This is a genomic window from Bacillus cereus group sp. Bc061, from assembly GCF_027715825.1.
GTDB lineage: Bacteria > Bacillota > Bacilli > Bacillales > Bacillaceae_G > Bacillus_A > Bacillus_A paranthracis.
Genome location: NZ_JAQFTZ010000007.1, coordinates 69,830 through 94,370, shown reverse-complemented (window position 1 = coordinate 94,370; position 24,541 = coordinate 69,830). Strand labels below are relative to the sequence as shown.

Sequence of the window (24,541 nt, the reverse complement as noted above, 5' to 3'; positions counted from 1 at the left end):
CTTTGTTTTTTTATACAAAAATATGTTTGTTTTATTAAAATAATATTGTCATAGATTCGGTATACACTTATAATTTTTATATATTCTGAATATTCTTGATAAAAAGGAGGGGGAATATTGGAAGCTTTCGTAAATTGGTTAAATAATATTGTTTGGAGTCCAGCACTTGTTTATTTATGTTTAGGAGCAGGTTTATATTTTTCTATTCGAACGAGGTTTTTACAAGTAAGGCACGTAGGAGAAATGGTGAAGCTGACATTTAAAGGAGAAAAATCAGAGGCTGGTGTTTCTTCATTCCAAGCGTTAGCACTTTCGTTATCAGGGCGCGTTGGGACAGGGAATATCGCTGGGGTAGCTACAGCGGTTGCCTTCGGTGGACCAGGGGCTGTATTTTGGATGTGGGCAGTAGCCTTTTTAGGAGCAGGATCAGCTTATGTAGAATCAACACTCGCGCAAATCTATAAGACAAAGCATCAAGGACAGTTTCGCGGTGGACCTGCTTATTACATTGAAAAAGGTTTAGGGGTTAAATGGTATGCATTAGTATTCGTTGCAGCGACAATCCTTGCAACTGGGCTTTTATTACCAGGCGTGCAAGCAAATAGTATTGCTGTAAGTTTAGAGACAGCTTTTGGAATTAATACTACTCTATCAGGGGCTTTATTAGTTGTTGTATTGGCTCTTATCATCTTCGGTGGAGTAAAACGAATTGTTAACGTAGCGCAAGTTGTCGTACCGTTTATGGCTGTTGGGTATATTTTAGTAGCTTGTGTTATTGTCGCTATGAATATTGAAAAACTGCCAGAAGCATTTATGTTAATTATAAGAAGTGCGTTTGCATTAGAAGCAGCATTTGGTGGTATTATCGGTTTAGCAATTTCTTGGGGAGTAAAGCGTGGTATTTATTCTAATGAAGCAGGGCAAGGAACTGGACCACATGCAGCAGCAGCAGCAGAAGTATCACATCCAGCTAAGCAAGGCTTAGTGCAAGCATTTTCCGTTTACATTGATACATTATTTGTTTGTTCAGCAACAGCATTTATGATGATTATTACAGGCATGTATAACGTATTTGATGCAAGCGGAAAAAACTTTATCGTAAATAAATTAAATGGTGCACAGCCAGGACCGGGATATACACAGGCAGCAGTAGAATCTGTTTTCCCTGGATTTGGAAACGGTTTCGTTGCAATCTCGTTACTATTCTTTGCATTTACAACAATTATGGCGTATTACTACATTGCAGAAACGAATATCGCGTACTTAAACCGTGATAAAGATCGCCCTTGGCTGTCTATGGTACTAAAGTTTGTCTTTTTAGGAGCTGTATTCTACGGTTGTATCAAAACAGCAGCAACGGCTTGGGCTTTAGGCGATATCGGTGTAGGAATTATGGCATGGGTAAATATCATTGCGATTTTACTATTACAAAAACCTGCATTAGTTGCATTAAAGGATTATGAAAAGCAGAAAAAAGAAGGAAAAGATCCAGTATTCGATCCAGGGCCATTAGGAATTAAAAATGCTGATTTCTGGGAGCATGAATACGGAAAAGATAAGAAAGAAGAAGTATCGTAATGGAATAGAGATGAAAAAGCAAAGGGGAAACCCCTTTGCTTTTTTTATGGGTGAAATGAGGATCAAAGTTATTTTTTTGCTTATTTTTGAATATAAAAAGAATGTACATGCTTTGTTAGGGGAAGGGGGGAGTATGTTGATAGAGTTTCGTAATGTAAATAAATATTATGGTAACTTTCAAGTTTTAAAAGATATTAATGTACAAGTGAAAAAAGGTGAAGTGGTAGTAGTTGTTGGGCCTTCAGGATCAGGAAAAAGCACGTTGCTTCGGTGTATAAACCAGTTAGAGTCAATTACAGATGGAGAGTTAATTGTACAAAATATGGAGGTACACAATGCGAAAACAGATATGAATGAATTACGCCGAAATATCGGAATGGTCTTTCAACATTTTTATTTATATCCACATAAAACGGTTCTTCAAAATATTACACTAGCACCTATTAAAGTAAATAAAATTTCAAAAGAGGAAGCAGAGAAAACGGCGATGTTTTATTTAGGGAAAGTAGGAATTCCGGAGAAGGCCAGTGTATATCCACATCAATTATCTGGTGGACAACAGCAAAGGGTGGCAATTGCTAGAGGACTTGCGATGCAGCCGGAAATTATGCTATTCGATGAGCCTACGTCTGCTCTTGATCCAGAGATGATCGGGGAAGTACTTGATGTTATGAAAACGCTAGCTAAAGAAGGGATGACGATGGTCGTTGTCACGCATGAAATGGGATTCGCGCGGGAGGTAGCCGATCGGATTTTATTTATGGATGATGGCAAAATCATTGAGGATACAACACCGGCGCAATTTTTTGCAAGTCCTGAACAAGAAAGAGCGCGTCTATTTTTAAGCCGAGTGTTAAACCATTAAAGGAGGAGTTTTATGCTTAAAATGAAAAAGTTGTTTACGTTAATCGTATTTTCATGTCTATTCGTACTTGTCGTTGCTGGGTGCGGAAGTAAAAAAGATGAGGCAAAAGAAACGAATACGAAGCAAGGCGGGGCTGTTGAGCAAATTAAGAAGCGCGGGAAATTAGTAGTTGGGGTGAAGAATGATACGAACTTATTTGGATTGAAAAACCCTTCAACAGGGCAGGTAGAAGGATTTGATGTTGATGTTGCAAAGGCGCTTGCGAAAAAGATTCTTGGGGATGAAAAGAAACTAGAGTTGAAAGAGGTAACATCTAAAACGCGTATTCCACTCCTGAAAAATGGTGACATTGATGCAATTATTGCAACAATGACAATTACAGAAGAACGTAAAAAAGAGGTCGATTTTTCAGATGTATATTTTAAAGCAGGGCAATCGTTACTCGTGAAAAAAGGAAGCGATATTAAAAGTATTGATGATGTGAAAAAGGGCGTAAAAGTGTTAGCAGTAAAAGGCTCAACATCGACAAATAACATTCGCCAAAAATCACCAGAAGCGACTGTATTAGAATTTGAAAATTACAGTGAGGCATTTACAGCGTTAAAAGCAGGAAAAGGTGATGTTTTAACGACAGATAATGCAATTCTTTACGGTATGGCAAAACAAGATTCAAATTATGAAGTGGTAGGGAAAATTTTTACGGATGAACCGTACGGAATTGCAGTGCAAAAAGGTGCAGATGATTTAACGAAAGAGATTAATAATTTAATTAAAGACATGAAAGCAAGCGGAGAGTATGACAAATTATATGAGAAATGGATTGGGCAGAAACCAGAGAAGTAAAGTGATAAATAGTAAAAGTGAGAGGATGAGAGTACTCATCCTCTTCTTGTAAAGAAAGAGGGGAGAATATGTGCCTGATTTTTCTATATTAACGAATAACATTGATATGTATTTAGAGGGTTTTAAATATACAGTGTTGTCTAGTGTAATCGCATTAATAGGCAGTTTTATTTTAGGGGTAGTATTGGCGGTAATGCGTATTGCACCAATTCGCATTTTAAATTGGTTGGGAGCTGCTATTGTAGAATTTGTAAGAAATATTCCGCTCGTATTAATTGCATTCATATTCTATTTCGCTTTACCTGTAGTAGGAATTACTTTAAATGGTTTTGTAGCAGGAACAGTTACGCTTACCGTATATACTGCAGCGTTTATTGCGGAAGTCATTCGCGCTGGTATTTTATCCGTTGCAAAAGGTCAAATGGAAGCAGCACGTTCCTCAGGATTAACGTATGTACAGGGAATGTATTATATTGTTTTACCCCAGGCGATGAAAATCGTAATCCCTCCTTTAGGAAATCAATTTCTCAATTTAGTAAAAAACTCTTCTATACTCGGAATTATTGCTGGTGCTGATTTAATGTATCAAGGAGATTTAATTTCAACGAAGACGTTTGTTACGTTCGATGTGTATATATTTGTCGGGATGTTTTATTTAATATTAACAATTCCGCTCAGTATGCTAGTGCGTTATTTAGAAAAACGCTTAGCAAAGGAGGCGGTGTAAATGGATTTTAAGGGAGCAATTACAGGAGATCATATTCTCTTTTTATTAAAAGGATTACTCATCACATTAGAGGTAGCACTCGTAGCGATTGTACTTAGCTTTATTATCGGTAGTGTAATAGGGATTGTACGGTACACAAAAATACCCGTCTTCTCACAAATATTAGGAGTTATCGTTGAAGTAATTCGAAACTTACCACTACTTTTAATTATATTTTTCACATATTTTGCACTTCCAGAAGCAGGCTTGAAATTAGAAATTATAACAGCCGTAATTGTCGCTTTAACAATATTTGAAGCTGCAATGATATCTGAAATTGTTCGAAGTGGCCTATTATCTATTGAAAAAGGACAGATTGAGGCTGCAAGATCTTCAGGATTAACGTATGTGCAAGCACTTTGGCACATTATTTTACCACAAGCATTAAGAAGAATGGTCCCGCCACTTGTCAGTCAGTTTATTTCATTGCTGAAAGATACAGCGCTAGCAGTCGTTATATCACTCCCAGAGCTTATGCATAATGCTCAAATTATTAGCGGACAAAATGTAAATTATATGATTCCAACGTTTATAGTAGTAGCTTGTATGTACTTTATTGTAAACTATAGTTTATCAATTTTATCGAGAAGGTTAGAACTTCGTTAACCCTTACAATATATGTAAGGGTTTTTCCTTGTTTCTCCTTATTTTCCTCTAAATAGAATCTAAATCTTGCAATAATTCAATTTTTTATATTATTTTATCAGAAAAGTTTTAATTTTATATAGAAAATGTAATCGCTTTCGTGTATATTTTTATTATCAGAAAATTTTAACAAGATATAGGGGTATTGGTAGGGGGAGGATTTAGATGCAGCAACCAACGAATGAGAAATTACATCGTACGATGAAGAGTAGACATTTATTTATGATCGCACTAGGTGGTGTAATCGGAACTGGTTTTTTCTTAGGTTCAGGTTACACCATTAATCAGGCTGGACCAGGGGGAGCCATCCTTTCATATTTAGTAGGCGGATTTATTATGTATTTAACAATGCTTTGTCTTGGGGAGTTAACGGTAGCGATGCCAGTTTCAGGTTCTTTCCAAAAGTATGCGACGAAGTTTATTGGACCAGGAACGGGCTTTATGATCGGCTGGCTATATTGGCTTGGCTGGGCAGTAACAGTAGGATTAGAATTAACGTCAATCGGTTTAATGATGAAAAGATGGTTTCCGAATGTTGATGTTTGGGTATGGTGTCTTGTATTCGGTGTTATTTTATATGCTTCAAACGCAATTTCGGCGAAAAGTTATGCTGAATTAGAATTTTGGTTCTCTAGTATTAAAGTAGTTACCATTCTTGCATTTGTTGTTCTTGGTGGTAGTGCATTATTAGGATTTATATCATATGACGGAAAAGAAGCAGCACCTCTTTTCTCTAACTTTGTAAGCGAAGGCGGGTTATTCCCGAATGGACTAGCTGCCGTATTACTTACAATGATTACAGTTAACTTCTCGTTCCAAGGAACAGAGTTAATCGGGATTGCAGCGGGAGAAAGTGAAAATCCAGAAAAAACAATTCCACGTGCAATCCGTAATACAGTATGGCGCATTATGTTATTCTTCATTTTAACAATGACGATTTTAGTAGGATTAATTTCTTGGAAAGAAGCTGGCGTAATTGAAAGTCCGTTCGTAGTTGTATTTGATAAAATCGGTATTCCATATGCAGCTGATATTATGAACTTCGTTATTATTACAGCGTTACTATCTGTAGCGAATTCAGGATTATATGCGGCAACTCGTATACTATGGTCACTTGCAAATGAAGGAATGGCACCAAAGTCTTTCCAGAAAGTAAATAAGCGTGGTATTCCAATTACAGCACTAGTTGTAACAATTGCTGTAGCTGCTTTATCTTTATTAACAAGTTTCCTTGCAGAAGATACAGTATACATGTACTTATTATCTATAGCTGGTTTATCAGCTGTATCAAGTTGGATTATTATTGCCCTGTCGCAACTGCGCTTTAGAAGTCAGTATATAAAAGGCGGAGGAAAGTTAGAGGACTTAAAATATAAAACACCGTTATATCCAATTGTTCCTATTTTAGCTTTAATTACAAATAGTATCGTTGTTATTAGTTTAGCGTTTATTCCAGAACAAAGAATGGCGTTATATTGTGGTATTCCATTTATCATTTTCTGCTACATATATTATTATATAAATAAGAAACGGCAGAAACCGATGAAGGTGGAGACAACAAATGAAACTAACCATCAAACAAGATGATATTGAGGCAGATTTATCGTATGGTCAATTAGCGATTGGAAAAGAAAACGGGTATTCACCGTTACAATTACTTATTTCTTCAATCGCAGGATGTAGTGCAATTGTCTTTCGAACAATTTTAGAAAAGAAACGTATTACATACGATACGTTTACAATTGAAACGGAAATTGGTAGAAGTGATGCTTTATCAAAACCAGTTGAAAGTGTTCATTTGCATTATAAAATTAAAGCACAAAACATTACAGAAGAGCAGTTGGACAAGGCGTTGCAGCTTGCAGTGAAAAATTGCACAATTGTTCAATCTGTAAAGGATAGTATAAAAGTTACGGAAACAATTGAGCTAATAAAGTAAAACAGAAAAACGTGAGAATATGGCTCTCACGTTTTTCTGTTTTAGAGAGGGGGGGAAGTATGATGGAATGTTTAGGATGTAAATTAGCAAACGAAGAGGAAAAAATTTATAGAGTATACGAAGATGAGTATGTAACATGTTTTTTAGATCATGCACCTTTCTATCCAGGACATACTTTAATTGTGCCAAAACAGCATGTTGTAGAAGTAGATGAATTAGATGATGTTGTAGCAAAATCCATTATGGATGCTTCTAAGCTTATTGCAAAAGCGATTAAGGCATTATATAAACCAGATGGAGTTACAGTTTGTCAAAATGGTGGAGTATTTAACGAGTTAACACATTACCATATGCATGTCGTACCAAGATATAAAGAGCGCTCGTTTGCTGAATTTTATACGGTACAATCGGGAGAAAAGCAGAATCATAATTTTGAAGAGACTAAGCGCTTATTAAAAGGGGCGATAGAGCAAATACTGCTTAATGAAAAAGTGTAAGAGGGATGTTTTAAAGAAGTTTTCAGGAAAATTCTAATAAACAAAAGCCCAATTTCTCAGTTAAAATAGAGAAATTGGGCTTTTGTTTATTCTATTATTAAATTTTATCTATAAAAAGATTTTGCAGTGTCACAAAGTATGGTGCTCATTCGTTATATAGAGTGAGAGGAGGAATTATATGAAAGTTACAAACAACGATTATGAAAAGATGGAAGAGCTATATGAGTTGTATGAACAAAAGATTTATTATGTAGCTTATTCTATTTTAAATAATATTCAGCAGGCAGAAGATGCAGTTCAAGAGACGTTTATTACTCTTTATAAGAACTTGGAAAAGCTCCATAGCTTGAGTACTGAAGAGCTTAAACGATACATTTTGAGGGTTGCGAAAAACAAGGCGATTGATAGCTACCGGAAAAATAGACGACATGAAACATTTTTAGAAGAATATGAAAGAGAATCAGCAGAAGCAGTAGATGAAAATATTGAAGAGTGGGAAAAACGTGTAATGTCCGAGGTTCAAATTGATGCATTGTTAAAAGAGTTAAATGAATCTAACAAACAGGTGTTTAAGTATAAAGTCTTCTATAACTTAACGTATCAAGAAATTTCAAGCGTCATGGGGATAACGGAGGCTAATGTCCGAAAGCAGTTTGAGCGTGCTCGAAAAAGAGTCCAAAATATGATAGGAGGTATACAACATGACGAATTCAAAGAACTCCAAAGAAATATATGAACTTGCTGAAAAAATTGCTTTAGATGATTTTGATAAACTCGAAGAACAACATGAATTTTCACATACATATACGCGCAAAAAGAAATTGTTTATGGAAGAAATGAAGCTGAAAGACGAGAAGCCACAGAAAAAGCGTAAAAAACATCGTATGTTAATCGCTGCTGCTTGCTTATTGATTGGTATGCCGACAACCGTTTTTGGTGCAGTGAAAGTCTATAATATGATTGTCCAAAAACAAAATTACGAAGTAAATGTTTCGGTAACAAATAAGGACTCGAAAAAGGCTGATAAGTGGTATAAGCTGAAAATAGGTAAATTGCCAGAAAATATGGAAGCAATCGATGATAGTGCTATGAAATATTCATTTAAAGATAACTACGCAATGGGGGGATTTTCATTCGTTCTTTGGAGAGTAGGAGGGAATTCAGATTTTCCAACTCTGTACTCGAAAAGTTATGAAGAAAAAGAGATAAATGGTAAGAAGGCAGTAATTGTTCATAGAGAAAATGGTAATAAAGATTTAATGTTTAATAGAGTAATTTTTCTCTATTTTGAGGAAGAAGGAATTATGTTACAAAGTTATATTGGAAATGATATAAACGAAGAACAAATGATAGATGTGCTAGGGAGCATTTCACTTGAGCCCACGTCAAAAGAAAAGTCATCATATATAAGCGATTATGATAAAAAGTATTTTAGCCAAGAAAGTAAAACAACTAAGGTAATTCCTTTGAAGAAGGATAGCAAACGACTATTTCATATAGGGCAAAAGGTTCCAGTAACGATATCTATGGATAACAGCCAAATTGAATATGTGATAGAAAAAGTTGAAGTCTTTGATTCAATCAAAGATTTTAAACAAGAGAACTTTAATGAACTTGGCCTAGAGATATTAAGCAAGAATCAAGCTTTGGATCAAGAGGGACAATTGATACCATATAGACGCGATGTATATAAACTTGGAAATGGTAAAGATTCAATTCATAAATTAGTAGAAACAAAATTAGTTAATCCTAAGTTTGTTTACTTAAAAACAACAGTAAAAAATATTGGTAAAAAGTCGACAGAAGAAATCTATATGCATCCATCTATAAAACAGCTTAAATTTGACGGTAATGCATGGAACTACGCTAAAGAAGATGGAATCGCAGAAAAAAATATTATGACAGGCGAAGTTGATTATTTAGAGCCTCATGGAGATGGAAAAAGCTTCTACAATATTGGTAGTATCCGACCAGGAGAAACGGTGAAGGTTAACTTAGGTTATTTTGTAGATGAGGATAAACTAGATTCAATCTTTTTGGATGCTTTCAATTACAGAGGGACTGGCGACACTGAAAATATGAATGCGAAACATCGTTGGTGGATTGATATTCGTCAATAGTAACAAAGAGACTAAAAAGCTGCTTACATCTAGCAGCTTTTTTCGTCTTCATACATATGTAAAATTTCTTTCGCACGTATACGTAAACCATCTATTAATTCTTTCGGTTCTAAAACTCGTGCATCTTTCCCAAGTCTATAAAATAAAGGGGTAATAAAATTAATTTCACCTTTATCAATTGTTGAATGTATATATCCTGTCCCGTCCTCGTTTACTACAACGAATTCTTCAAGGTAAGGCACGCTTTTACATTGGCGCACACCTTCTGTTGTTAGTAAAACATGTAACTGAGTAGGACTATGTATTACGTTAGAGTTAGAGGCAAACCACTCTTCTAAATTCATGAATGTATCTTCATTTTCTTCCGTTGATAATATAGAAAGAATACGATCAACGCGATACAGTAATACTTTTTTTCTACTGAAGTCATAGGATGGTAAGTACCATAGCCCGTCATGAGCATATACACCGATAGGATGAACATGTTTTGTTTTTATCCCCGATTTAGATTCATATTGAAATTGTAAATTTTTATTTTCAATAGCCGCGGTTAATACTTTGTTTAAAAGAGGGGTATCAATTGTACGCTTCGGATTCCAAAAAGCGATATAAGAACGTATTTTATCAACTTTCGTTTTCGCATCATGTTGTAGGGAGCTATACAGTTTATGTGTAACGGAATTGATTTCTGTGTTAAAAGGCAAGTCTCGATAGTAACTTAAAGATTGAAAAGCAAAAAAGATGGAGACTGCTTCTTCTTCCGTAAATAAGATAGGTGGAATGACTCTATTCGTTAATACTTTATAGCCGCCGTTACGACCTTGTTCAGCGTAAATGGGTAATCCCATATCACTCAAGTCTAAAATATATCTATGGACAGTACGAACGGAGATATTAAATTCATCAGCTATTTCTTGCGCTGTAAATGTCTTTTTGGCAGAAGCAAATATAAGAATATCTAATAAGCGTTTAGCTTTTGACAAATGTATCACCTTTTTTCTTTTTAACATGACATAAATTGTCGTGTTTTATTGTTAGTATATTGTTTACATCATATGTTATCAAGATGAGATGCAAGGAGGAAAAGATATGTCACGTGAAATAGTTTTATTTATTGCGGCGAGCTTAGATGGATATATTGCGAAAGAAAATGATGATTTAGAGTGGTTAATGGAAACAGAAGGAGAGGGAGATAACGGTTATACAGAAATGTATGAAACAATTGATACAATAATTATGGGAAAGAAAACGTACGACTATGTAGTAGAGCATACGGAAACATTCCCGTACTTAGATAAATCATGTTATGTTTTTTCTCGTTCAGAAAAAGGTTCAGACGGAAACGTAGAGTTTGTAAATGAAGATGTAGTGGAGTTTACAAAAAGGTTAAAAGCAAAAGAAGGATCTAAAATATGGATGGTTGGTGGAGGGAGTCTACTGAGAGAGTTCTTTAAGAATAATCTAATTGATGAATATGTTGTTACGATTACACCGCATATATTAGGTTCTGGAGTTCCGTTATTTCAAGACAAGAACCCAGAAATTAATTTAACTTTAACGGATACGAAACGTTTTGGGCAATTTGTAAACTTATATTATAAAGTAAAATGATAAAGAAACACGACTACTGATGGTAGTCGTGTTTTTGTATAGATGGCAATGAAATAATAAAGCAAGATCCGTGATCAACTTCGCTCGTTACAATAATATTCCCACCGTGCAGCTCTACAATTTCTTTCACGATAGATAATCCTAAACCAGTTCCGCCTGTAGCTCGTGATCTCGCTTTATCAACTCGATAAAAGCGGTCGAAAATGTGAGGGAGGTCTTCAAGCGGAATACCTTCACCTTCATCTTCAATTGTAATGGAAATACTTTTATGTTCTTCAGTAACAGAAATGTGGATAAGAGAATACTCTTTTGAATGTCTATAAGCGTTATTTAAAATGTTCATCACAACTTGTTCGAATCGTTGTTCATCTAAGTTTACTAGCAGTGTAGGAGGACAAGAGAAAGAAACTTTAATGTATCTTTCTTTATACATGGCGTTTACTTTTTCACATATACGCGTAAGGAAGGTGTGTAAATGCACTTCCTTTACTTGAATAGAAAAGTTATGTTGTTCCATTTGTGCAAGGGAGAACAAATCTTGAACTAAGTTTGTAATGTAATCAGACTCATCTTTTATAATAGATAAATATCGTAAACGTTGCTCAGGAGATGTTGCTTCTTTTGAAGCAATGTCAGCATAACCTCTTACGTATGTTAATGGTGTTCGTAATTCATGAGCAACACTTGCCAGAAATTCACTTCGCTCTGTTTTCATATAATGTAAATCATTTGCGAGTGTTTGAATAGATGATGCTAGTTCACCAATTTCATCATTTCGAGTAGTCGTTAATGAAACTGATAAATCTCCTTTACTCATTTTTTCAGTGGCATGTTTCATGTGTAACAATGGTTTTGTTAATAACCGAGATAAAAGAAAAATGGTAATGACTGTGAGTAGAAACGTGATGGCACCAGCGATAATGAATTGTTTTGTTAATCCATTCACCAACTTTTCAATGGATTCTGTCCCAAGAAACATATACACATACCCCTCATATTTTCCAGCTACTATGATGGGACTAACCGTACATATATAATTAGATGTTTTCCAGTGATTCTCTATAATTGCTCCGTCATGATCTGTCCGCGTTTGCATCTTTTCAATATGCTTTTTTATAGTAGTATTTATTTCATTGGATTTAGCTAGTACTTCCTTATTTGCATTTGTAATAACAACAGTGGTTTCGGCTTCGGATTCCATTAGTGCAACATGGGAGATTGTTTGCTTATCAAAATACTTTTCAAGGACATCTCTGTGACTATTTCCGCGCTTTAATAAAGCTGTCATTTCTTCATTTACTCTATTGTTGACAAGACTATAATAAAGCGAGACAAATAGAACACTTTCGATTAAAAGTGTAACAATTAAAAAATAAAATCCGAGCTGAATAGAAATTCGCTTCATTGCTTTGCTCCTTAATCTAGAGTATCAACCCATCGATAGCCAACTCCGTACACAGTTTTTAAATGATCATCAATAGGGAAATTTACTTTTCGTAATTTATCACGCAAATTACGAATATGTGAATCGACAGTTCTATCTTCTGTATTTGTATTTAATCCCCAAATTCGTTCAATGAGCTGATCACGGCTCAATACGTAGTTCACATGACGTAAAAATAATCCGAGTAAAGAGAATTCAATTGGTGTAAGAAGAAGTTCTTCGTTATAGACAGAAACGAAATGCTTTGCCTCATCCCATAAAATGCCGTGATATTGGATTTGCGTCCGTTGATTCGTTCGCCTTAAAACAGCTTCAATTCTCGCGAAAAGCTCTTCTTCATGGAAAGGTTTCGTTACGTAATCATCTGCTCCGATTTTTAATCCTTGGACAACATCTACCGTTTGATCACGAGCTGTTACCATAATGATAGGAACGTTACTAAATGAGCGGATTTTTTTACACGTTTCCCATCCGTCCATCGTTGGCATCATAATATCGAGTAAAACAAATTTAAAGTTTTGATTTTCTATATGTGAAATCGCTTCTTCTCCGGATCGTGCACATATGCAGTTATATCCAGTGGGAGTAAGATAAAGCGTTAATAATTCAAGCATTCTCGGTTCATCGTCTACGAGCAGTATATCAATCATAGAGAGCCCTCCATATTTATAATCGTTACTTAAATTGTAAGTCAAAATCATGAAGAAATGGTGCAGATTATAATGTGTCTGCATAATTTCTTCAGAATTGCTTGTTATTGTAAAGTTGAAATTCCATTTTAGGTAATGATATTGGCTCGAAAATGATTTATACGGAGGCGGTATAGTGAAAAAAATGACCCGAGTTTTTGGGATAACAATAATTACAGCAGTTGGTCTTGCGGCATGTGGACAAACAAATACAGATCATAAAAATCATGAATCTAAAGAAGAGAAGAAAACAGAGCAGAAGGAAATGAAAATGAATCAGGAGGTAACTGCACCGAAAGAAATGAATCAAGGTGCATCAAATGATTTATTAACAACAAGTTTAAAAAATGTAACGAGATTAAACACAAATGATCCTCTGCAAATGGCAGTATTAACTTCGCAAACGATATGGCCAGCAACGCATAAAGAGAATCAACCCGGTGCTGTTATTTTAGTACCAGTAAATGAGTGGCAATTAGGTATTGCAAGTGCAGACCTTATTCATCATCCGAATAACGGACCGATTCTATTTATAGAAAAAGAAAAGGTACCCGAAATGACATTAAAAGAAATAAAACGATTAAATCCGCTCGGAACGAAAGATGGAACACAAATTATGGTGATGGGGGATGTCGATGCATCTATCCTTGAGCAATTAAAAGAGTATAAAGTAAAGCAAATAAAAGAAACGGATCCATCTACATTTGCAAAAGATGTTGATAAAGAGTATGCGGATATAACAGGTAGTTATCCGAATAGTGTTATTATCGGTTCATCTGAAGAAGAAGGACGTTTATATACAACACCAGCTGTAAACTGGATTTCTCATATGCCAGAACCACTACTTTATACAGACAAGAATAAAGTGCCAAAAGCGACGATAGAGGCATTAAAGATGAGAAAAGATAAAGCGAATATATATGTATTAGGACCAGAAAAAGTTGTTTCAAAAGAAGTGGAAAAAGAGTTAAGCAAATATGGAAAAGTAACGCGTATTAGTGGAGAGAATCCGATAGAGAATTCTATTGCATTTGCGAAATTTAAAGATGAAAGAACAAAATTTGGATGGGGGTTCACGAAACCAGGCCATGGTGTATCATTTGTTTCAAACAAAACACCAGACTTAGCAGTTGCAGGAGCACCATTTTCACATATGGGTAAACATGCCCCCGTTATCTTATTAGAGGAAGGAAAAGCTTCACAACCAGTGTATGATTTCCTTGCTACTATTCAACCGAAGTTTAAAGATGACCCAACACTTGGCCCGTACAATCATGGATTCTTATTAGGGAATACTGAAAATATTTCATTTGAAACGCAAGGAATACTAGATGAGAGGTTAGAAATTGTTCAGGAAAGTGGTCAAGGGCACGGTGGACATTAATGAAATGAGAGAAGACGCTATGAAGGTAGCGTCTTTTTTAGGAAACTTTTACATAGCGCAAAATCCTCTACTCGTTATATAATAGCCTTCGTGCAGTCGGCTAGATTTTCTTATGGAGAAAATCGAATGATAAAGTGAAACTTTAATCAGTGGTTGTTCATCTCCCAATGATTATTAGCCTTCACCAATCGAGCTTTTATGGGCAGTTGATCCCCACCTCACTTCTTTGTTGTCGCTGAATTTTGAGGTAGGGTCTTACTGCCCGGCAAATAGCGGGGTAAAAGAGTAGAGGAGTGGTATTTTGTTTCAGACGATAAAAAATGATTGGTTCTCCAACGTGAAAGGGGATGTGCTATCAGGAATAGTTGTTGCTTTAGCGTTAATCCCTGAAGCAATTGCTTTCTCTGTTATTGCAGGCGTGGATCCGACCGTTGGGTTGTACGCAGCCTTTTGTATTGCCGTTACCATTTCATTTGTTGGTGGACGAACTGGAATGATTTCAGCTGCAACAGGTGCAATGGCATTGTTAATGGTAACGCTTGTTAAAGATCATGGTTTGCAATATTTATTTGCTACAACAATATTAACAGGTATTGTCCAAATTATTTTTGGAGTGTTCAAACTGAGCTCATTTATGAAGTTTGTTCCGAAATCTGTTATGAGTGGTTTTTTAAATTCACTTGGAATTTTAGTTTTTACAGCGCAATTGCCACATTTTAAAAATGCAACTTGGCAAATGTACGCGCTTGTCGCATTAGGACTTGTAATTATATATGTATTTCCACGTATTACGACGGCTGTACCGTCTACACTTATTTCCATTATTATTGTGACAAGTATTGCAATTATGAGCGGATTACAGTTAAAAACAGTAGGGGATATGGGAAGTTTGCCGAAAGAATTACCGTTCTTTAGTATTCCAGACGTGCCTTTTACACTTGAGACATTAGGGATTATTTTACCGTACGCAGTTATGCTTGCAATTATCGGTTTACTAGAGTCTTTATTAACAGCTTCAGTTTTAGATGATATGACGCATACGGAAAGTAATAAACATAAAGAAGCACGTGGGCAAGGTATTGCAAACATTGTTGCTGGTTTCTTCGGAGGAATGGCAGGATGTGCAATGATTGGACAATCTGTTATTAATATTAAATCAGGTGGGCGCGGTCGTTTATCGACGTTTGTAGCGGGCGGATTTTTAATCGTATTACTATTCGTTTTAGGTGACTATGTCGTGCATATTCCGATGGCAGCTTTAGTTGCAGTTATGATTATGGTTTCAATCGGAACATTTGATTGGAACTCTGTAACAACGATTCATAAAGTACCAAAAGGGAATGCATTTGTTATGATCGTAACAGTTGTGATTGTCTTAATTACACATAATTTAGCATTAGGTGTAATTATCGGAACAGTAATTAGTGCGGTTTTATTTGCATTCAATATGGCAAAGATTCACGTGAAACATTTATATATTGAAAATAAGAAAATATACGAAATTCACGGCCAACTTTTCTTTGCATCTACGGCAGATTTTATAAATAATTTTTCATTTGAGGAAGATGTAAAAGACATTGAGTTGAATTTTACTCACGCACACATATGGGATGATTCAGCAGTGGCATCAATTGATAAAGTTATCATGAAGTATGAACAAAGTGGCGTGAAAGTAAGTATAACGGGATTAAATGAACGTAGTGCAAAACTTGTTACTAATTTAGCTACTTATAATAAAAGAATTGCTAGTTAGAAGCCTCCTTTTTAGGGGGCTTTATTATATAATACGAGTAGGATAACGAAAAGGGGATTCAGCATATGTATAAACAAATTATATTAGCATGTGACGGTTCTGAACATGCACTTCGAGCAGCGGAACATGCAACATATATTGCGAAATGTAGCGAAGAAGCAAATGTTGAAGTTGTGTACGTAGTAGATAATAGGACAGCAAAATCAGATATTATACAAGGTCAAACAGATTTAGAAACAATAACGGCTAGTCGAAAAGATAAATTGAAAGAGATTGAAGGTTTATTAAAGAAAGAGAACATTTCTTATAAAATTACGATATTACATGGCGATCCAGGAGATACAATTGTTCAATACGTAAATACAGGAGATATAGATCTTGTTATTGCTGGGAGTAGAGGGTTAAATACATTGCAAGAAATGGTGCTTGGTAGTGTCAGTCATAAAATAGCAAAGCGTGTGAAATGTCCGGTGATGATTATTAAATAAATTGAGTGAAATATTTTGTAGTGTAAGCAAGACCTTGATATAATTCGAGGTCTTTTTTGACGTATAAAAGGGGCGAGTGTGGACATAATAGATACATAAGTTTTAGAAAATATTAACTTACAAATTTGTAAGTTTTTTGTCAGAAAAATCGATGTTATGAAATTTATTCCATTGGTAAAATAAAAATAACGAAGGGGAGATAGGGAGGATGAAAAAGATGAAAGCACTTCAAAATTTATCATATAGCCAAGGTGTCGGTCTTATTTGTTTAGGGGGATTTGCTGCATCTGTTACATTAGCTGTTGTAATAAAGATGATTCATCAAATCTTTTAATTTTAGAGTGGGGAAGGAATTGGTTGTTATTAATAGCACTAAAAAGGTTGTAAATAAAAAATAGCTCCTGGCATGTATGTAGATGCTAGGAGCTATTTTCTTATTTCTCTGTTTCTGCTTTATCGCTTGTTACGCTAACTTTACCCCACTTGTATTGATCTTCTGGTGTGTATTTATAATCTTTTACGCGATTATTTACACCTTTTAAGTCAAATTTATAATGGAGTGGAATTAATGGTACTTCATCATGAACTAATTTTTGCCATTTGTCGTAGACATCTTTACGGTATTTTTCATCAGCAGCTTTTGGAGAAATACCTTGTTTTAATAATTCTGTGTTTTTGTCACTAGCCCAACGTGTATAATTGAACGCTGCATTTTTAGCCCAAATACCAGAAGGATCTGGGTCAGATGCAGTTCCCCAAGCCGCAGAGAAAATATCAACTTTTGGATCATCTTTTTTAATCATATCGTAGAATGAGTTAAATTCATGTAAGCGACCATCAAGAAGTTCTACTTTTAGGCCGATGTCTTTCCAAGATTGGATAAAGAATTTTGCAAGTGGTTCACTTACATCGCTACCACTCATTGATAAGAAATTAGCTTTAAACTCTTTACCACTTGGATCTTCACGGAATCCATCTCCGTTCGTATCTTTATAGCCTGCTTCATCTAATAACTTTTTAGCTTTCTCTACATCTTTATCATAGGAACCAATTTTATTGTTATGATATTTTGGTAGAGATGGTGGGATTGGTGAGTTAGCCGGATAACGTAGACCGTGATATAATTTTTCACCAATTTCTTTTCGATCAATAGCATACGCCATTGCTTGGCGTACACGAACATCTTTAAATTTCTCCTTATCCATTACTACTTCTTCTTTTTCTTTATCCATATGGCCTAATTTAAAACCGATATAACTATAGTATAAATCAGTTTTACCGACTAATTGCGCATTTTTTAATTTACTTACATTTGGATATTGATCTGCACTTACCTCAGCAATGTCAATATCACCATTTTTTAAGGAAGCGTTAACAACGGAAGGGTTAACAACTTTTAAAACCATACTTTTCAGTTTTGGTTTTCCACCGTAATAGTCATCAAAACGTTCAAATTCAACGGATTCTCCTGGTGTGATTTTCTTCACTTTAAAAGGTCCGAAACCAATTGGATTTTTACGGATTTTATCAGATTCTGCTAATTTATCAATTGGTACATCTCCTAAGTATTTCTTATGAAGAGGGTATGCCCAAAGCCCTGTTTTCACTGAAGGATTCGGCTCTTTAAATGTAATCGAAATTGTTTTCGGATCTGTTACCTTAATACCTGAAATTTTTTCGGCTTTTCCATTGTGGTAATCTTCCATACCTTCAATCATTTGCATTTGAGTGTCATAGCGAGAACCGGCATATTGTTTACTACCAATCACTAGATAAGAGTATTCTAAATCCTCAGCAGTAACAGGGTTTCCATCATGCCATTTTACATTATCCTTAATTTTTAGTGTAATTGTCTTTTTATCTTGAGAGATTTCATATGTAGCAGCGCCATCATTCGTATATTCCCAGTTTTCGTCATTTGATAATAAAGATTCATCAAAAATTGTAATGACTTGGTTATCAGGGTCCCCTTCATATACAGCGAAATTTAAAAGTCCTTCAAATGGTGTGTTAGAAACAAGGCCATATGTTAATGAACCATCTTTAATTTCCTTTTTATCATTTTTAACAGATGCACTAAATTTATTTGTATCTACTTTTTTTGTGCTGCTTGTTTTTTCACTACCACCACTGCCCCCACATGCTGAAAGTAGTAATGTTGAAACCGCGAGTGTACTTAATACTTTGAAAAACTTTGGCTTATTTGTCATTTCTTCCACCCCTTATCCTTTTCTTTGTCTTGCGTCGGCCGAACGACGTAGCGCCTGACCAATAAAATTTATACACAGCATCAATGTTAAAATCATGATTGATGCGGGTAACCAAATCCACCACTTCTCTTGTAATACATCTGGATTTCTAGCATAACTGACAAGTGTACCAAGGCTTGGTGTACTCTCTGGTAGACCAAATCCTAAGAAAGTTAGACCAGATTCAATGCCGATGTTTCCAGCAAGATTTAATGTAACGCTAACAATGATAATTGAACTTAAGTTAGGTAGTACTTGGAAAAGAATGATTTTCCAGTTTGGTGTTCCTAAAGTTTTAGATGCAGAGACATAATCTAGTTCTTTTTCAGTTAATACTTTTGAGCGAATTAATCTGGCCTTTCCTGTCCATAAGAACACGCTCATAATTAAAATAAAAGTGAAAATATTGAATGTAGGAACAAGTGTAATAAATACAATTACAAGCATTAAAAATGGTAAAACCATAACAAAGTCGATAACGCGCATAATGATATTATCAATAGTTCCTCCAAAATAACCGGCAATTAATCCAATTGAAAGGCCAATTAAACAAGAAAGAATAGTAATTGCTAATCCAATTGTAAATGAGTTACGTGTACCAATAATAAGTTGACCGAAGATATCGCGTCCTCCGTAATCTGTTCCTAACCAATGTTCAGCAGAGGGAGGGGCATAAATAGCGAATAAATCAACTCGTACAATATCTTCTTGTTTCATAATAAAAGATGTTGCGTAGACTGCTAGCAATAAGATTGCTAGGAAAATAAGTGAAAACATTGCCAATTTATCTTTACGAAGTTCTCGCCACATAATAGAGAAACCAGAAGGGCTTTTTTCGTAATGAATAACTTCCGTTTGTTTTTCAGGGTTTGCTAACATAACGTCATCTCCTTTCTTTAATCAATACGAATACGTGGATCGACGATGCTTAGAATAATATCTGAAAGGAGCGTTCCAAGTAACGTTGCAAATCCAGTAAACATAACGAGTGCAGTTATTACACTAAAATCACGTTGAGAGATAGATTGTATAAATAGTTGTCCAATTCCTGGATAGCTAAAAATACTTTCTAAAAAGATGGCACCGCCAACTAATCCTGTAATTTCATAGCCTAAGAAGGCTGCAATCGGTAAGAATGAATTTCGTAAAATATGTCTAGAATAGATTTTTGACTCTGGAACACCTTTTGCTCGTACTGTACGTACAAAATCTTTATGTTTCGTATCAATAATTTCGCTTCGTAAATATTGAACAGTACCAACTGTTGCAATTAGTGCGCCAGATAAAGCTGGTAGTAGCATGTGATTTAATTTGCTTAAATAGTAAGCGAATGTACCTGTTGCAACTTGAGGATCTACGCTACCACCGGTTGGGAATATTGCAAACTTAAATCCGAATAGGAAGAGCATAATTAATGCAAATATAAATAGTGGTGTAGCAAAACCTAGATAGTTGTAAATGGTAATGAGTCGATCAGACCAGGTATCGTTCCAACGCCCACTTATAACTCCCAGTGGTATTGCAATTAAATAAGTAAGAATAAGAATAACAAGTGCTAAAGATACTGTATTTCCAAGTCGTTCTCCAATTAAATCAGTTACTTTCATTTTATGTGCATAGGAAATACCGAAGTCACCTTGCACTGCATTTTTAATCCAGCGAACATATTGTGTTGTAACTGGGTCATTTAATCCAAGCTTTTCACGTTGTTCTTCAATCACTTTTGGATCCGCTTTTGGATTCATTGCTCTGCCTGTTAAGGCATCGCCTGGCATTGCTTTAGCTAGTAAAAAGACAAGTACACTTAACACGAATAATTGCGGAATCATTACTAAAAATCTCCGTAATATAAACTTCCACATGATTTATCACTCCCTTATGGTAATGCCACCCGGTGAGTTGGCGAGATTGGTTTTAAATCGTAAGCACGTCCATTTTCATTGAAATAATTTTCGTATGATTTTTCGTACTCAGTGCTTACTTCACGACGCAATTTACGCTGTTGTTCGCGGTTTTCCGGACGAATATCAGGAATAGCTGATATTAGGCGCTTCGTATAGATGTGCTGTGGGTTATTATAAATTTCAGCACTAGTTGCTTCTTCCACAATGCGTCCGCGATACATAACACCGATACGGTCACACATATGGCGAATTACACCTAAATCATGACTAATAAATAAGTATGTTAGTCCGAGTTCAGATTGTAAATCTTGTAAGAAGTTTAAAACTTGCGCTTGTACTGACACATCAAGTGCAGATACAGGTTCATCTGCGATAATAAGCTTCGGCTTTAGTGTAAGTGCGCGTGCAATACCAATCCGCTGTCTTTGTCCACCGGAAAATTCATGTGGGTATTTATAAATAGACTCTGGATTTAAGCCAACTTTATCAAGATAATCTTGAACAGCTCTACGCTCTTCATCAGGTGAGAGTTTCTCAAAATTCCGAAGTGGTTCAGCGATAATATCCATAACACGTTTCTTCGGGTTTAAGGATGAATAAGGATCTTGAAAAATCATCTGAATATCTTTTCGCTGTTCTCTTAGTTCTGAGCGACTTAATTTTGTTAAATCTCTATTATTAAAATGAATGCTACCGCCTGTTGCTTTTGTTAAGTGCATAATTGCTTTTCCAGTTGTTGATTTGCCGCTCCCAGATTCCCCAACGATTCCGTACGTTTCGCCAGGTTGTAGTTCGAAGCTTACGCCATCAACAGCACGAACGTAATCTAATGTACGACCGAAAACACCACCTTTAATTGGAAAGTGTACTTTTAAATCTTCTACTTTAAGCAGTGCCATGAGTTACGTCATCTCCTTTCTTATCTTGGAAGTTAAAATGTTTGTAGCAAGTACAACGCACCCAGTGGTCTGGTTTTACTTCATGTAAAATTGGATTTTCCTCGTGCTGATCAGGTCTAATCCATGGAATTCGAGCTTGGAAGCGGCAACCTGTGCGAGGCATCTTCGCTAACGAAGGAACCACCCCTTGAATTACATGCAATTTTTCTTTTTCAGCATACGCAGATGGAATGGAGTTTAATAGAGAACGAGTATATGGGTGAAGAGGGTTGTTAAAAATCTCTTCAACTTTTCCTGTTTCTACAACTTGTCCAGCGTACATAACGACGATACGATCGGCTGTTTCTGCGACAACACTTAAATCGTGAGTAATTAAAATAATGCCCATTTTCGTTTGTTCTTGAATAGATTTTAGTAAGTCTAAAATTTGTGCTTGGATGGTTACGTCAAGAGCCGTTGTTGGCTCATCTGCAATAATAAGTGCTGGGTTACAAGCAATTGCAATTGCGATAACAATTCTTTGTCTCATTCCGCCAGATAATTCGTGTGGGTATTGTTTATATGTAAGTTCTGGTTTTGGAATACCAACTTGATGAAGTAGTTCTAAGGTGCGTTCTTTCTTTTCAACTTTTGAAAGGCTTGTGTGGTAGTCTAAATTTTCTTCGATTTGTTTTCCAACTGTCATAAGAGGATCGAGTGCTGTAAGAGGTTCTTGGAAAATCATACCGATGTTTGATCCGCGTACTTTATTCATCTCTGCGGCTGACATCGTTAGTAAATCCTTATCTCTATAGTTAAGCTGCCCTTGTAATTTTGTATTTGCTTCATTATGCAGTCGCATAATGGAAAGGGCAAGTGCACTTTTTCCGCAACCTGATTCACCAACTATCGCGACAATTTCATTTTCATGGACAGTTAACGAAACATCATCAACTGCGGCATGATATTGATCTTGTATGCGAAAGGAAGTCTGTAAGTTTTCAATGCGAAGAAGTGGATTCTTCATGGCTATCCCTCCATCTTTCTGAAAAGACTAAATATTTTGTATGTTGTTGTTATTTTAATATAAATTGACAATGTTTGACAAGCATAAGTTGAGAAAATATTCAAAAATCTTTTTATATAGAGATTGGATGCATGTATATAAGTAGTTGAAGCGCTTTGAAAACGCTAACATGTATAAGAAAGGGAAATAAATCTTTTGTAAGAAAAAAGTATTATATGTAGAAAAAAGAGAGACATTCTGGAAAGAACAGTCTCTCTTTTTTTGATAAGAATAATATTAGTGCTTAAGCTTGCTTTTGTTTTGGAGATCCTGTCTTTAAAGTAAGAGCAAGGAAGAACATTGCAAGTACACAAGATACAAGTAATAAGATGAATCCGCCATCCCATCCGAATGCATCGACGATAAAGCCCATAGCGGCACTAGCGAAAGCTGCTCCGCCTAAGTAACCGAAGAAGCCAGTTAATCCAGCTGCAGTTCCAGCCGCTTTCTTTGGTGCTAAGTCAAGAGCGTGTAGACCAATTAACATAACAGGTCCGTAAATTAAAAATCCAATTGCAACAAGTGCGATACTATCAACCATTGGATTACCAGGAGGGTTTAGCCAGTACACAAGAACGGCGATAAATACACCAACCATGAATAAAATACCAGCAGGTGCGCGGCGTCCTTTAAATAGTTTATCACTCATCCAGCCGCAAAGAAGTGTACCTGGAATACCAGCCCATTCATATAGAGCATAGGCTGTACGTGAACTACTATGAGTAAAGCTTTTTTCTTCTACTAAATAAGTAGGAGCCCAGTCTACAACACCGTAACGTACGAAATAAACAAAAACGTTCGCAATAGCGATGTACCATAAAAATTTATTGTTTAGTACGTATGTAAATAAAATTTCTTTTACCGAAAGTTCGCGTTCGCGATCTTGTACTTTTTCATCTGGTGGATATTCTCCAGTATGTTCTTCAATAGAAGGTAATCCGCAAGATTGAGGTGTATCTCTCATCGTAATTAATACATAAATACCAACTAAAATTGAAAGAATACCTGGGAAGTAAAAAATACTTTTCCAGTCATTCGCAAAGAAGTATAAGCCTAATGTTACAAGAGAAGGCATAAGCGCTCCGCCGACGTTATGAGCGACGTTCCAAATAGACATTTTTGTACCACGTTCACTAATAGAGAACCAGTGAACCATTGTACGACCACAAGGAGGCCATCCCATACCTTGTACCCATCCATTTAAAAACTGAAGTACAAACATAAGTATAATACTCGTTGTAATGAAAGAAAATGAGCCGAAAATAATATTAATGATACCTGATAAAAATAGCCCAGCTGCTAAAAAGTAGCGAGGATTACAACGATCGGATACGATACCCATAAGAAATTTACTTAATCCGTAAGCGATAGAAACTGCTGAAAGGATAACCCCAAGTTCCCCTTTACTAAAGCCTTGTTCAATTAAGTATGGCATTGCTAGTGAAAAGTTTTTTCGAACAAAGTAATAACCTGCATAGCCGATGAAGATACCTAAAAATACTTGTAAACGTAGTTTACGGTATTCACTATCAACGCGGTCAGCTGGTAAGCGTTCCGCGTGGGGCGCAGGTTTAAAGAATTGTGTAAAAAACATAAAATGAAAATCCTCCCCAAATTAATTCGAAGTGTCGTAAGTCAGAGAGAATATAAAAAGGCCATGAAATATAAAAAAGTTTCCTTTTTTATGATTCATAGCCGTGTACTCCGATTCTCCGTGACTGTCAATATTAACTTCGTCGAAAATTATACAACTTTGTGACAAAAATGTAAACGTTTTTATAAATAAAAACGTTGACGGATTTTATTCGTCGGATTAATATTT

At 35.7% G+C, this 24,541-nt stretch carries 24 protein-coding genes; 15 read left to right on the top strand and 9 right to left on the bottom strand.

Annotated elements, in window-relative coordinates; all coding sequences use genetic code 11:
* Window positions 1-117: 117 nt before the first annotated feature.
* The 10 genes from PDQ40_RS20580 to PDQ40_RS20535 all read left to right on the top strand — a co-directional run bounded on the left by PDQ40_RS20580 (window position 118) and on the right by PDQ40_RS20535 (window position 9,253).
* The gene (locus PDQ40_RS20580) at window positions 118-1,578 is read left to right on the top strand and encodes an alanine/glycine:cation symporter family protein (protein WP_000387151.1); all 1,461 of its coding nucleotides are present in this window, start codon (window positions 118-120) and stop codon (window positions 1,576-1,578) included.
* Window positions 1,523-2,443, top strand: coding sequence for an amino acid ABC transporter ATP-binding protein (locus PDQ40_RS20575; protein ID WP_270691613.1), 921 nt, complete (start codon window positions 1,523-1,525; stop codon window positions 2,441-2,443). The genes PDQ40_RS20580 and PDQ40_RS20575 overlap by 56 nt, the downstream gene beginning before the upstream one ends.
* 12 nt (window positions 2,444-2,455) lie before the next feature.
* Window positions 2,456-3,286 carry a glutamine ABC transporter substrate-binding protein GlnH gene (gene glnH / locus PDQ40_RS20570; protein ID WP_000916479.1) on the top strand — a complete coding sequence of 277 codons (831 nt, stop codon included), beginning with the start codon at window positions 2,456-2,458 and terminating at the stop codon, window positions 3,284-3,286.
* Between the two features lie 70 nt (window positions 3,287-3,356).
* Window positions 3,357-4,013: an amino acid ABC transporter permease gene (locus PDQ40_RS20565; protein ID WP_001112659.1), complete on the top strand. Its 657-nt coding sequence runs from the start codon at window positions 3,357-3,359 to the stop codon at window positions 4,011-4,013.
* On the top strand, window positions 4,014-4,658 hold the full coding sequence (locus PDQ40_RS20560; protein ID WP_000345989.1) for an amino acid ABC transporter permease: 645 nt from the start codon (window positions 4,014-4,016) through the stop codon (window positions 4,656-4,658).
* 204 nt (window positions 4,659-4,862) lie between these two features.
* On the top strand, window positions 4,863-6,284 hold the full coding sequence (locus PDQ40_RS20555) for an amino acid permease (RefSeq protein ID WP_001187115.1): 1,422 nt from the start codon (window positions 4,863-4,865) through the stop codon (window positions 6,282-6,284).
* A complete protein-coding gene (locus PDQ40_RS20550; RefSeq protein WP_000778860.1) occupies window positions 6,259-6,636 on the top strand; it encodes an OsmC family protein in 378 nt (125 codons plus the stop codon). Before PDQ40_RS20555 ends, PDQ40_RS20550 begins: the two co-directional genes overlap by 26 nt.
* Before the next feature lie 59 nt (window positions 6,637-6,695).
* Complete coding sequence (locus PDQ40_RS20545) at window positions 6,696-7,133, top strand: HIT family protein (protein ID WP_000969618.1); 438 nt, start codon at window positions 6,696-6,698, stop codon at window positions 7,131-7,133.
* A gap of 178 nt (window positions 7,134-7,311) precedes the next feature.
* Complete coding sequence (locus PDQ40_RS20540; RefSeq protein ID WP_000869279.1) at window positions 7,312-7,869, top strand: RNA polymerase sigma factor; 558 nt, start codon at window positions 7,312-7,314, stop codon at window positions 7,867-7,869.
* Complete coding sequence (locus tag PDQ40_RS20535) at window positions 7,835-9,253, top strand: anti-sigma factor (protein WP_270691612.1); 1,419 nt, start codon at window positions 7,835-7,837, stop codon at window positions 9,251-9,253. Before PDQ40_RS20540 ends, PDQ40_RS20535 begins: the two co-directional genes overlap by 35 nt.
* Before the next feature lie 29 nt (window positions 9,254-9,282).
* On the opposite strand, the gene PDQ40_RS20530 is transcribed toward PDQ40_RS20535, so the two are convergent.
* Window positions 9,283-10,263: a helix-turn-helix transcriptional regulator gene (locus PDQ40_RS20530; protein WP_270691611.1), complete on the bottom strand. Its 981-nt coding sequence runs from the start codon at window positions 10,261-10,263 to the stop codon at window positions 9,283-9,285.
* Window positions 10,264-10,342: 79 nt separating this feature from the next.
* Here PDQ40_RS20530 and PDQ40_RS20525 point away from each other — a divergent pair, with 79 nt between their 5' ends.
* On the top strand, window positions 10,343-10,864 hold the full coding sequence (locus PDQ40_RS20525) for a dihydrofolate reductase family protein (RefSeq protein ID WP_270691610.1): 522 nt from the start codon (window positions 10,343-10,345) through the stop codon (window positions 10,862-10,864).
* Window positions 10,865-10,877: 13 nt separating this feature from the next.
* Here PDQ40_RS20525 and PDQ40_RS20520 read toward each other — a convergent pair whose 3' ends face one another.
* Together PDQ40_RS20520 and PDQ40_RS20515 are read right to left on the bottom strand one after the other, a co-directional pair.
* Complete coding sequence (locus tag PDQ40_RS20520) at window positions 10,878-12,269, bottom strand: sensor histidine kinase (RefSeq protein ID WP_270691609.1); 1,392 nt, start codon at window positions 12,267-12,269, stop codon at window positions 10,878-10,880.
* Between the two features lie 11 nt (window positions 12,270-12,280).
* Complete coding sequence (locus PDQ40_RS20515; RefSeq protein WP_001976233.1) at window positions 12,281-12,958, bottom strand: response regulator transcription factor; 678 nt, start codon at window positions 12,956-12,958, stop codon at window positions 12,281-12,283.
* 175 nt (window positions 12,959-13,133) lie between these two features.
* Here PDQ40_RS20515 and PDQ40_RS20510 point away from each other — a divergent pair, with 175 nt between their 5' ends.
* From PDQ40_RS20510 to PDQ40_RS20495, 4 genes are all read left to right on the top strand, one after another.
* Window positions 13,134-14,381 (top strand): cell wall-binding repeat-containing protein, encoded by a 1,248-nt coding sequence (locus tag PDQ40_RS20510; protein ID WP_270691608.1) that lies wholly within the window; start codon window positions 13,134-13,136, stop codon window positions 14,379-14,381.
* Window positions 14,382-14,682: 301 nt separating this feature from the next.
* Window positions 14,683-16,134, top strand: a complete 1,452-nt coding sequence (locus PDQ40_RS20505) for a SulP family inorganic anion transporter (protein WP_240814461.1) — start codon at window positions 14,683-14,685, stop codon at window positions 16,132-16,134.
* 65 nt (window positions 16,135-16,199) lie between these two features.
* Entirely contained in the window at window positions 16,200-16,622 is a 423-nt protein-coding gene (locus PDQ40_RS20500; RefSeq protein WP_000277994.1) for a universal stress protein, read from the top strand.
* A gap of 208 nt (window positions 16,623-16,830) precedes the next feature.
* Window positions 16,831-16,956 (top strand): DUF4027 family protein, encoded by a 126-nt coding sequence (locus PDQ40_RS20495; protein WP_000738299.1) that lies wholly within the window; start codon window positions 16,831-16,833, stop codon window positions 16,954-16,956.
* A gap of 100 nt (window positions 16,957-17,056) precedes the next feature.
* Here PDQ40_RS20495 and opp4A read toward each other — a convergent pair whose 3' ends face one another.
* The 6 genes from opp4A to glpT form a co-directional block, all read right to left on the bottom strand.
* Window positions 17,057-18,832, bottom strand: coding sequence for an oligopeptide ABC transporter substrate-binding protein (gene opp4A, locus PDQ40_RS20490; RefSeq protein ID WP_270691607.1), 1,776 nt, complete (start codon window positions 18,830-18,832; stop codon window positions 17,057-17,059).
* Between the two features lie 12 nt (window positions 18,833-18,844).
* The gene (locus PDQ40_RS20485; RefSeq protein WP_270691606.1) at window positions 18,845-19,750 is read right to left on the bottom strand and encodes an ABC transporter permease; all 906 of its coding nucleotides are present in this window, start codon (window positions 19,748-19,750) and stop codon (window positions 18,845-18,847) included.
* A gap of 17 nt (window positions 19,751-19,767) precedes the next feature.
* Entirely contained in the window at window positions 19,768-20,733 is a 966-nt protein-coding gene (gene opp4B, locus PDQ40_RS20480) for an oligopeptide ABC transporter permease (protein WP_270691605.1), read from the bottom strand.
* Window positions 20,734-20,747: 14 nt separating this feature from the next.
* Entirely contained in the window at window positions 20,748-21,674 is a 927-nt protein-coding gene (locus PDQ40_RS20475) for an ABC transporter ATP-binding protein (RefSeq protein WP_001196380.1), read from the bottom strand.
* Window positions 21,661-22,680: an ABC transporter ATP-binding protein gene (locus PDQ40_RS20470; RefSeq protein ID WP_000795374.1), complete on the bottom strand. Its 1,020-nt coding sequence runs from the start codon at window positions 22,678-22,680 to the stop codon at window positions 21,661-21,663. The genes PDQ40_RS20475 and PDQ40_RS20470 overlap by 14 nt, the downstream gene beginning before the upstream one ends.
* 283 nt (window positions 22,681-22,963) lie before the next feature.
* The gene (glpT, locus tag PDQ40_RS20465) at window positions 22,964-24,313 is read right to left on the bottom strand and encodes a glycerol-3-phosphate transporter (protein WP_000466372.1); all 1,350 of its coding nucleotides are present in this window, start codon (window positions 24,311-24,313) and stop codon (window positions 22,964-22,966) included.
* Between the last annotated feature and the right edge of the window lie 228 nt (window positions 24,314-24,541).